At 67.4% G+C, this 10091-nt stretch carries 11 protein-coding genes and 2 pseudogenes; 11 read left to right on the top strand and 2 right to left on the bottom strand.

Going from position 1 to position 10091, the window contains the following annotated elements; translation table 11 throughout:
- The 8 genes and pseudogenes from KQ303_RS09650 to rfbB all read left to right on the top strand — a co-directional run.
- Nucleotides 1-404 (top strand): annotated as a pseudogene (locus KQ303_RS09650) (GDP-mannose 4,6-dehydratase); the annotation flags it as partial.
- Nucleotides 331-1073: pseudogene (locus KQ303_RS09655) on the top strand (NAD-dependent epimerase/dehydratase family protein); the annotation flags it as partial. The pseudogenes KQ303_RS09650 and KQ303_RS09655, both read left to right, overlap by 74 nt.
- Nucleotides 1074-1410: 337 nt before the next feature.
- The gene (gene rfbA / locus KQ303_RS09660) at nt 1411-2298 is read left to right on the top strand and encodes a glucose-1-phosphate thymidylyltransferase RfbA (protein WP_259730098.1); all 888 of its coding nucleotides are present in this window, start codon (nt 1411-1413) and stop codon (nt 2296-2298) included.
- Entirely contained in the window at nt 2288-2878 is a 591-nt protein-coding gene (rfbC, locus tag KQ303_RS09665; protein ID WP_259730099.1) for a dTDP-4-dehydrorhamnose 3,5-epimerase, read from the top strand. The genes rfbA and rfbC overlap by 11 nt, the downstream gene beginning before the upstream one ends.
- Nucleotides 2875-3780, top strand: coding sequence for a dTDP-4-dehydrorhamnose reductase (gene rfbD, locus KQ303_RS09670; RefSeq protein WP_259730100.1), 906 nt, complete (start codon nt 2875-2877; stop codon nt 3778-3780). Before rfbC ends, rfbD begins: the two co-directional genes overlap by 4 nt.
- Before the next feature lie 42 nt (nt 3781-3822).
- Entirely contained in the window at nt 3823-4083 is a 261-nt protein-coding gene (locus KQ303_RS09675) for a type II toxin-antitoxin system Phd/YefM family antitoxin (protein WP_094511913.1), read from the top strand.
- Nucleotides 4074-4493, top strand: coding sequence for a type II toxin-antitoxin system VapC family toxin (locus tag KQ303_RS09680; protein WP_259730101.1), 420 nt, complete (start codon nt 4074-4076; stop codon nt 4491-4493). The genes KQ303_RS09675 and KQ303_RS09680 overlap by 10 nt, the downstream gene beginning before the upstream one ends.
- Nucleotides 4494-4637: 144 nt before the next feature.
- Nucleotides 4638-5717, top strand: a complete 1080-nt coding sequence (gene rfbB / locus KQ303_RS09685) for a dTDP-glucose 4,6-dehydratase (RefSeq protein WP_259730102.1) — start codon at nt 4638-4640, stop codon at nt 5715-5717.
- Nucleotides 5718-5735: 18 nt separating this feature from the next.
- Here rfbB and KQ303_RS09690 read toward each other — a convergent pair whose 3' ends face one another.
- Nucleotides 5736-6632 (bottom strand): class I SAM-dependent methyltransferase, encoded by an 897-nt coding sequence (locus KQ303_RS09690; protein ID WP_259730103.1) that lies wholly within the window; start codon nt 6630-6632, stop codon nt 5736-5738.
- A gap of 38 nt (nt 6633-6670) precedes the next feature.
- On the opposite strand from KQ303_RS09690, the gene KQ303_RS09695 reads away from it, so the two are divergent.
- Nucleotides 6671-6931, top strand: coding sequence for a hypothetical protein (locus tag KQ303_RS09695; protein WP_259730104.1), 261 nt, complete (start codon nt 6671-6673; stop codon nt 6929-6931).
- A 22-nt stretch (nt 6932-6953) separates the two neighbouring features.
- Here the strand turns inward: KQ303_RS09695 and KQ303_RS09700 are convergent, their stop codons facing one another.
- Nucleotides 6954-8117, bottom strand: coding sequence for a hypothetical protein (locus tag KQ303_RS09700; protein ID WP_259730105.1), 1164 nt, complete (start codon nt 8115-8117; stop codon nt 6954-6956).
- A 59-nt stretch (nt 8118-8176) separates the two neighbouring features.
- Between KQ303_RS09700 and KQ303_RS09705 the strand changes: the two genes are divergently transcribed.
- Together KQ303_RS09705 and KQ303_RS09710 are read left to right on the top strand one after the other, a co-directional pair.
- Nucleotides 8177-9397, top strand: coding sequence for a hypothetical protein (locus KQ303_RS09705; RefSeq protein ID WP_259730106.1), 1221 nt, complete (start codon nt 8177-8179; stop codon nt 9395-9397).
- Nucleotides 9398-9557: 160 nt separating this feature from the next.
- A partial coding sequence (locus tag KQ303_RS09710) for a GDP-mannose 4,6-dehydratase (RefSeq protein ID WP_259730107.1) occupies nt 9558-10091 on the top strand: 534 nt, incomplete at its 3' end.

A 10091-nucleotide genomic window follows, 5' to 3' on the forward strand; every position in this document is an offset into this window, starting at 1 on the left:
GCAGGAGATACCGCAGAAGGAAACCACACCCTTCTATCCGCGCAGCCCCTATGGGGTGGCGAAGCTCTATGCCTATTGGATCACGGTGAACTACCGCGAGGCCTACGGCATGTATGCCTGCAATGGGATTCTGTTCAACCACGAATCACCCCGGCGGGGTGAAACGTTTGTGACGCGCAAGATCACGCGCGGCCTGGCACGGATCAACGAAGGGCTGGAGGATTGCCTCTACATGGGCAACATCGATTCGCTGCGTGATTGGGGGCACGCCAGGGATTACGTGGAGATGCAGTGGCGGATGCTGCAGCAGCAGCGGCGAAGTGGTGGTGCGGATCGACCCGCGCTACTTCCGGCCGGCGGAGGTGGAAACGCTGCTGGGTGATCCCACCAAGGCACGCGAGAAGCGCAGTTGCGGCCTGGTTTGCGGCGCATCAGCCCACGGTGGTGGTGCTGGCGGCCGCGAAGGTGGGGGGCATTGCGGCGAACAGCAGCTATCCGGCTGATTTCCTGCTCGACAACCTCAAGATCCAGAACAACGTGATCGAGAGTGCCTGGCGCAGCGGTGTGCGGCACTGCGGATCCAGCACGGCTTCGATGCGATCAGCCTGATGCCCACCAATCTGTATGGGCCTGGCGACAACTACCACCCCACCAACAGCCATGTGCTGCCGGCCTTGATCCGGCGGTTTCATGAGGCGGCCCTGGCCAAGGCATCGTGCGTGACCTGCTGGGGCACCGGCACACCGCTGCGGGAATTCCTGCATGTGGATGATCTGGGCGAGGCGTGCGTGTTCGCGCTGGAGCGCTGGCAGCCGGGGCCGGAAGAGCTGCAGTTTCTGAATGTGGGCACGGGCGTGGATCTCACGATCCGCGAGCTGGCGGAAGCGGTGGCGGCCGCCACTGGCTTTGCCGGCAGCCTGGAGTGGGACAGCACCAAGCCCGACGGCACCCCCAAAAAGCAGCTGGACGTGAGCCGCCTGGCGGGCCTGGGCTGGCGCGCCCGCATCCCGTTGGCGGAGGGGCTGGCGGGCACGGTGGCCGAATTTGCCAACAGTGGCAGCGCGAGGCTTTAGCCCCCATCCAGGTGACTGCGCCCGAAGGGTGTGCCCTTTTGGGGTGGAGCAGGTTCACTGGAGCCTGCTGGAGGCGGCCATGGCGATAGTGAGCATTACCACCGAAGCGCTGTACATTGGCGCGCGTGAGTATGCTGCGGTTCGGAGGGCTGAATGTGCTGATGCTGGAGCTTCTGAGCCAACAGAAATCAGATCCCCCGCGTTATGAATGTGGAAACTGTACCCATCATCTTTTACGGGTTTGGTGGCGTTTTGATTGGCAGAATCCTGGATTGAATTCCTCTGATTTCACGCCTAAACTGTTGCCCCGTGAGCTTGCTGGCCATGGCCTCAAGGGATGATGCGTAAGGGAATTATCTTGGCCGGTGGCAGTGGCACGCGCCTGCATCCGATCACCCAGGCGGTGAGCAAGCAGTTGCTGCCGGTGTATGACAAGCCGATGGTGTATTACCCGCTGAGCACGTTGATGCTGGCGGGAATTCGCGATGTGCTGGTGATCACCACGCCGGTGGATCAGCCGTCGTTCGAGCGGTTGCTGGGCGATGGCAGCGCCTGGGGGATGGCCATTCGCTATGCGGTGCAGCCGAGCCCGGATGGGTTGGCCCAGGCGTTTCTGATCGGTGCCAGATTTCTGGATGGGGCGCCGGTGGCGCTGGTGCTGGGGGACAACCTGTTCCACGGTCACGACCTGAGCGTGCAGTTGCAGGCCTGCTGTGCAAGCGGCGTGGGGGCCACGGTGTTTGCCTACCCGGTGCGTGATCCAGAGCGCTACGGGGTGGTGGAGTTCGATGCGCAGGGCCAGGTGCTGAGCCTGGAGGAAAAGCCGAAGCGTGCGAAGTCGCGCTATGCGGTAACGGGGCTGTATTTCTATGACGACACCGTGGTGGAGCGGGCCGAGCGGGTGCAGCCCTCGGCGCGGGGTGAGCTGGAGATCACCGATCTGAACCGGCAGTACCTGGAGGAGGGGCTGCTGAAGGTGGAGCTGATGGGCCGCGGTATGGCCTGGCTGGATACGGGCACCTGCGATTCGTTGCACGAGGCCACCAGCTACATCCGCACCTTGGAGCACCGGCAGGGTTTGAAGGTGGGCTGTCCGGAGGAGGTGGCGTGGCGGCAGGGCTGGATCAGCGGCGAGCAGCTGGAGGGGCTGGCTCTGCCGCTGAAGAAAAGCGGCTACGGCAGCTACCTGCTGTCGCTGCTGCAGGAGAGAAGCGATGCAGGTTGAGCGGCTCAGCACGGCCAGCGGCGTGGTGATGCAGGGGCCGCTGCTGATCACGCCGCAGGTGTTTGGCGATGAGCGGGGCTTCTTTTTCGAGAGCTGGAACCAGCGCCGCTTTGATGCAGCGGTGGGTACGCCCACCACCTTTGTTCAGGACAACCACTCCCGTTCCAGCTGTGGCGTGCTGCGAGGGCTGCACTACCAGCTGGAACCTGAGCCCCAGGGGAAACTGGTGCGTTGCACCAGCGGCACCATCTTTGATGTGGCGGTCGACATGCGCCGCCCCTCGCCCACGTTCGGCCAGTGGGTGGCTGCCGAGCTGAGTGCCGGCAACCAGCAGCAGCTGTGGGTGCCGGTGGGTTTTGCCCACGGTTTCCTCACCCTCAGCGACACAGCCGAGGTGTTGTACAAGGCGAGCGGCTTCTGGAGCAAGGCCTGCGAGCGCTCGCTGCGCTGGAACGATCCAGAGGTGGCGATCGCTTGGCCGCTGGCGCCGCTGGGGATCAGCGAGCCGCTGCTGGCCGTGAAGGATGCCGCCGCCCCCACGCTGGCGCAGGCGCTGGCCGCCGGGGAGGTGTTCGCGTGAAAGTGCTGCTCACCGGCGCTGCCGGCCAGCTGGGCCAGGCCCTGCGCCAGCAGGTGCCTGCGGGGGTGGAGTTGATCGCCAGCAGCCGCAGCGGCGGCGAGGGCGTGATGGCGTTGGATCTCGCGGATGCCCCGGCCTGCCGCGCGGCGGTGCGGTCACACCGTCCCGATTGGGTGCTCAATGGCGGCGCCTACACGGCGGTGGACAAAGCCGAAAGCGAGCCGGAGCTGGCCCTGGCGGTGAACGGCGCCGCGCCGCGCGCCTTTGCCGAGGCGCTGCTGGAAAGCGGCGGAGGCTTGTTGCAGGTGAGCACTGATTTTGTGTTCAACGGCCAGCAGGGCAGTCCGTATCGCACGGAGCAGCAGCGTGCGCCGCTGGGGGTCTACGGCCGTAGCAAGGCCGCCGGCGAAGAAGCGGTGGAAGAAGTGCTGGGCCGTGGCGGCAAGGGCGTGATCCTGCGCACCAGTTGGGTGATGGGGCCGGTGGGCAGGAACTTTGCGCTCACGATGCTGCGGCTGCACCGGGAGAAGCAGCAGATCGGTGTGGTGGCGGATCAGGTGGGCTGCCCCACCAGCACGCTCACCCTGGCGGCGGCCTGCTGGCGGCTGATTGAGGTGGCCGGTTCACCACCCGCCAGGCCTTTGCCGCTGATCCTGCACTGGAGCGAGGCCGGTGCCGCCAGCTGGTACGACGTGGCCGTGGCGGTGGGCGAGCTGGGCGTGGAGCTGGGGCTGCTGGAGCGAATGGCCGCTGTGAACCCGCTCACCACAGCCGATTACCCCACCCCGGCGCAACGCCCCAGCTATTCGCTGCTGGAAACCTCCAGCACCCGCCAGGTGCTTGCCCTGCCTGCGCTGCACTGGCGTCAGGCGCTGCGTCAGCTGCTGGAGGCCGTGGCGTGATCGCCAGCATTAGGCTAGCTGGATCAGCTAGCTACCACGGCCATGGATGCCATCTGGACCCTCCAGGACGCCAAGAACCGCTTCAGCGCGGTGGTGGATGCGGCCGCCCTGGGCCAACCACAAAAGGTGACGCGCCGTGGCAAGTGGGTGAGTGTGGTGCTGTCGGCCGAGGACTACCAGCGACTGCAGCGCCTCGACGTGGCCAACGCGCCCTCGCTGTCCGAACTGTTGCTGCAGATGCCGCAAGACGACGAGGGCTTCGAGCGGATGCCCCTGACGCCGAGGGAGTTCCCGTGTTCTTGATCGACACGATGGTGCTCTCCGAACTGCGGCTGCGCCAGCGTGATCCGGGTGTGGTGGCCTGGATCGGCAGGCAGCGGCAGGAGGATTGTTTTCTGAGTGTGGTGAGCATCGGCGAGATCGAACGGGGCATTGCCCGCAAGCGCACCACCGATGCCGGATTTGCGCTGCAGTTGGCGGGATGGCTAGACCAGTTGCTGCGGCTGTATGGCGATCGGCTGTTGCCTGTGGACGTGGGCGTGGCGCGTCGCTGGGGGCAGCTCTCAGCCGAGATCGGCCACGACGGTGCCGACCTGCTGATCGCTGCAACGGCGCTGGAGCGGGGCCTCACGGTGGTGACACGCAATCCGCGGCACTTCACACCAACCGGGGTGGCGACCCTCAATCCCTGGCAAGCGGAGCTGGAATCGTGACCAGCTCAGCAAACCCAGGCCGCCACCAGGGCGGCGCCGGATCCAGATCCTGAGACGCTTGATTCGCCCTAAGCAGTGCGGCCCGATTCCGATCGCCGCCAGTTTTGTACACCTGTACTACATCATCCCTTGGCCGCTTCACCCATGTCTGCAACCAGCCCACCCGATGTTTCAGACCTCCTCGCCGGCCGCCACCGCATCCTGGTGACCGGCGGCGCCGGCTTTATCGGCGGTGCGGTGGTGCGCCGGCTGCTGCGCGAAACCGAGGCGCTGGTGTTCAACCTCGACAAGTGCGGCTACGCCAGCGATCTCACCAGCATCGAGGGGGTACTGGCGGAGCTCGGCCCTCGGGCCCTCTGCCCCGATGGGCAGAGCCGCCACCAGTTGCTGCGGGTGGACCTCACCAACGCGGCGGCCACGGAGGCGGCGGTGCGCCAGGCGGATCCGGATCTGGTGCTGCATCTGGCGGCCGAGAGCCATGTCGACCGCTCGATTGAGGGCCCGGCGGCGTTCATCGCCAGCAACGTGAACGGCACCTTCCACCTGCTGCAGGCGGTGCGCAGCCACTGGGAGCAGCTACCGGCTGAACGCCGCGACACTTTCCGCTTCCACCACATCAGCACCGATGAGGTGTTCGGCTCGTTGGGGCCCGCGGGGCGCTTCTCGGAGACCACCCTCTACGACCCGCGCAGCCCCTATTCAGCCAGCAAGGCGGCCAGCGACCACCTGGTGAACGCCTGGCACCACACCTACGGCCTGCCGGTGGTGCTCACCAACTGCTCCAACAACTACGGCCCCTGGCAGTTCCCCGAGAAGCTGATCCCGGTGGTGATCCTCAAGGCGGCGGCCGGCGAGCCGATTCCGCTTTATGGCGATGGGGCCAATGTGCGTGATTGGCTGTATGTGGAGGATCACGTGGATGCGCTGCTGCTAGCGGCGAATCGTGGGGAGCTGGGCGGCAGCTATTGCGTGGGAGGCCATGGAGAGCGCACCAATCAGCAGGTGGTGGAGGCGATCTGCATCCTGCTGGATGAGCTGAAGCCAACTGGAGCTCCTCACAGCCGCTTGATCACACCGGTGACGGACCGGCCTGGACATGACCGGCGCTACGCCATTGATCCCACCCGCATCAGCGCAGAACTTGGCTGGCAGCCGCGCCACAACTTTGAAGAGGGCCTGGCGGCGACAGTGCGCTGGTATCTGGAGCACCAGCGCCGCTGTTGATGTGCTTGGGGCCAGTGATCAGGCTCGACCCGCCACCAGCACCATCACGGCGGGAATTTCCTGGCCGAGGATGCCATAGCTGGGGGCGGCGACCCAATGGATGGTGGGGGTGGCGAGACCGGCCTTGCGAGCCTGATCGAGCAACTCCCAACCCGGAATCTGATACACAAGGCTGCCCTGCTTGGGATGCACGGGATCGCCGTGATAGTCCGCTTCTTCCAGCAGTTCGGCTTCAGCCGCCACGCCTGGCGCCGCGCTGGGGCGGTGGCGTGCTTTCACGATCGTGTCGTAGCGGTTGTAAGCGAAGGGGAAGGTGGCCACCAGATGGCCGCCGGGCCGCAGGATGCGGGCGATTTCCGACAGAGCGGCGGGCAGGTCGTAGAGGTGCTCGAACAGCTCGTTGCAGAGCACCAGATCCACGCAGGCATCGCCCAGGGTGAGGGCGCAGAGGTCTTGATGGGAGAAGTGCTCGCGTTGCGGATCGCCGGGATCGGGGAGGTATTCGCTGCAGATCACCCGGGGGAAGCGCTGGCGCAGGAGCTGGGCGAACGGGGTGATCGCTTCAGGGCAGTAGAGGTCGAGCTCGGCGGCGGCGGGCACCTCGCCGTTGTTGATCAGCTCCTGCATCAACAACCACAGGGCGCGATGGCGCGCCAGGCAGCCGTGCACCTCCAGGGTTTCGCGGTAATTGCTGCCCTTCAGCTGCAGGGCGCTGGCCGGCAGGGCGGATCCGCTGATCGGATCGAGGATGCCGTTGAGGGCGATCAGGCGCAGGGCCTGTTGCACCTGCTGGCTCCAGAGGTGATGGTTGCGCTGGATGAAGGCTTCAAAGCCAGCGAAATCGGTGAACCGCTGCACCTCCACATGGGGCGCGGCCGCGGAGGGGGATGAGGCAACAGCGACCGTTGGCTCCAATCGATTGTTACTCGGTGAACTTGATTAAGGTATCGCCGATGAGCGAACCCACCCACGCCACGGCCGCCGACCCCCAGCACCTGGAGGCGCAGATCGTCAGCCTCCGCAGCCAGCTGGAGGAGGCCCGCGATGAGGCGGAGCTGAATCTGCTGATGCTGCAGCAGGTGCAGGAAGAGCTGGAAACCACCTACCTGGCCCAGCAGCAGCAGGAGCAGCTGGTGCAGCGCCAGCGCGAACAGCTGCAGCGGGCGGAAGGCCTGATTGAGGCGCTGCTGGAACGCGTGGAACGGCAGGGCTGATGGTGTTCAGGCCAGTGCCTGATCAGGCCAGTGCGAAGCGGGCTTCGTAGTCGCTGAACCGGCGCGTGATGGCGTCGATGTCAGCGTCAGGCGCCAGCGGGGACAGGGGCGGCGGGGCCACACCAAGAGCCTGCAACCGCTCCGTGGCCCGCTCGAGCCAATCGGGGCCTGCCTCTCTTCCTTCCGCCATCCCACCAGGCGGGTCAGTCGGCCCGGCCGCAGCGGCTGAGGGCAGCCCTGCGCGCAGTTGCTCCTTCAGGCTGCGCAGCGGCTGCCACTGGGGATCGTCGGTCAGCAGCCGCTCCAGCAGGGCGCCGGCGGCTTCCAGCTCACCGCGGTTGGCGAGGCTGCGCACCTGCAGCACCCCCGGACCACGCCGGGCCTCGCGGCGGCGTTGCTCAAACAGCTCCGCCAGGCCGGTGGTGCTGGCATCGGCCTGGGCCATGCGGATCGCTTCCGCCCAGGCGTCAAGGGCGGCGTCGACGGCGCCGCGCTGCACGGCGTGGCGGGCCACCACATCGTGGAACCAGGGATTGGCCTGGGCGGCGGCTGATGGCTCCTGCAGCCAGCGGCCACTGGCCTCCACTTCACCGCGGGCGAGGGCGAGATCGGCCGCGCGGATGCGGGCCAGGGCCCACTGGGGCCAGAGGCTGGCCAGCAGCTGCCAGTAGCGGTTGCTGGCGGCGGGTTCGGCGGCGATCTCGGCATCGCCCACCAAGAGCGCCAGCTCCGGCTGCAGGGGCGGATCGAGGGGCGCGGACGCCGCCTCAGAGGTGCGGGAAAGGATCAGGAGCAGATCGCCGAGATCGGGTTCCAGAGCCAGCTTCCAATGGGCCTGCAGGCGGGGCAGCAGCTGCTGCCAGAGGGCCTGGGGATCGGGCCGGCGCCAGGCGCGGTAACGCTCCGCCCAGGCCAGCGCCTGCTGGCGCTCCGCACCCTCCTGGGCGGGTGGTGCGGGCCAGAGGCCCCACACATCCGGCACCAGGCCGAGGGAGGGGTCGCACTGATCGGCCTCCAGCACAGCGAGATCCGCCTGGCGCAGATCACCGGCCAGCAGCCAGGCGCAGGCGAATTCGAGCGCGGCAGCCGCCGACCAAGCCGCGCTGGAGCGTGCCGCGGCAGCGTGCTGGGCCAGTTCCGTGTGATGGCCGCGCCGGCCCAGCTCCAGCAGATCGGCCATCGGCACTCCGGAATGGATGAACAGGATTCTGTCGCCTACGTTGCCGGCGACGGGGTTAAACCGCCATGGCCCGGTTGGTGATCGTGGATCCGGCCTACGCCAGCACGGTGGGGCACCACGGCGAAGTGAACCGGCCGCTGCTGGCGGCCCTGCGCCAGGGCGGGTGGCAGGCGGAGCTGTGGGCGGATGTGGCTCTGGAGGCGGAGGCCACGGCACCGCAGCCGCTGCGGGGTGTGTTCAGCGGCTGCGGCTATGTGGACCCGCGGCTGTGGCTGGAACTGGGTGGGGCGTTGCAGCTGGCGCGGCGGCTGGAGCAGCAGCTGGCGCTGGCGGCGGCGGCGCCGGCTGCGCCGGTGAGCGCCTGGCTGGCCCACAGCCTGCTGCCGTTTCAGTTGCTGGGGCTGGCGCGCTACCTGGCAGGGGCGCCGGCGGCGAGGGTGCTGGTGAGCCTGATGTTTGCGCCGGGGGAACGGCTGGATGGCGCCGCTGGCGACGCCCAGGCCACGGCCTGCTGCCGGGTGGCGCTGGCGGCGTTGGCCAGGGCGGCGGCGCAGCAGGGCCACCAGCTCACGCTGGCCTTGCCCAGCCGGCAGCAGCAGGGGTTGTATGCGCCACTGCTGGCGGCCACCGGGCTGAGCGATGGCGGCGTGCACCCGGCGGTGGTGGGAGCTGGGTGCACGCCGCAGCCGCTGCCGGCGGCAGCACCGCCGCTGGTGCTGCTGCATTGGGGTGACCTGAAAGCCGGCAAGGGCCGGGCGGAAGCGTTGGCGGTGCTGGAGAGCCTGGTGGAGCAAGGGGTGCCGCCAGCGCTGGCCGGCTGGGGCTGGTTGTTTCACCGTCACAGCCACACGGGGCTGGAGCCGCAGGAGCGGCAGCTGCTGCAGCGGGCGGAGGCGGCCGGCATCGGCCTGGTGTTGCTGGAGGGGGAGATCGAGAGCGGGGCGATGCAGCACTGGCTGGCGCGCTGCCCGGTGGCGCTGCTGGCCTACGACCCACGGCGCTACGGCCAGCGCAGCAGCGGCATGGTGTGGCAATGGGCCGCCAGCCGCGCCGCGCTGGGCCTGCCGGCGGCGGCGGCCGGCTACGGCGAGGGCTGGCTGGCGACGGAGGCGGTGGAGCTGGGGGTGGGTTGGCAGCGGCCCGACGGCGACGATGGAGTTGCCTGGCTGGCGGCGCTGGCGGCGGCGGCTGAGGCGCTGCCGGCGGCTGCCCCCCACGGAGCAGCGCTCCATGGCAGTTTCGGGGCGTGGTGCCTGCAGCGCCTGGCCGAAACGCCATGGCGGTAGCCATCCCAACAGCAAGAACAGCAATGTCCCCTATTCCTTGATGCGCAGGCCTGCGCGATCGTGACGTGTGTGAGTAGCCACGTGACCCACCGGACCAGGCCAGACATTTTTGCCTTCTCGGCGTAGTTTGTTGGCATCAAATCCACGCCGAAGCCCGCCGGTGCCCCCAGCCGCCAAGACCGCACTGATCACAGGCATCACCGGCCAGGACGGCTCGTACCTCACCGAGCTGCTGCTGGAGAAGGGCTACGCGGTGCACGGCATCAAGCGCCGCGCCAGCAGCTTCAATACGGCGCGCATCGATCATCTTTATCAGGATCCCCATGAAGAGGATCCGCGGCTCACGCTGCACTACGGCGATTTAACCGATAGCACGAATCTGATCCGGATCATCCAGCAGGTGCAGCCGGATGAGATTTATAACCTTGGCGCCCAGAGCCATGTGGCGGTGAGCTTTGAGGCGCCGGAGTACACCGCCAACAGCGATGCCATGGGCACGCTGCGCATCCTGGAGGCGGTGCGGATGCTGGGGCTCACGCCGAAAACGCGCATCTACCAGGCCAGCACCAGTGAGCTGTATGGGCTGGTGCAGGAGATACCGCAGAAGGAAACCACACCCTTCTATCCGCGCAGCCCCTATGGGGTGGCGAAGCTCTATGCCTATTGGATCACGGTGAACTACCGCGAGGCCTAC

Source organism: Synechococcus sp. CS-1333 (assembly GCF_025128015.1).
Lineage (GTDB): Bacteria > Cyanobacteriota > Cyanobacteriia > PCC-6307 > Cyanobiaceae > MW101C3.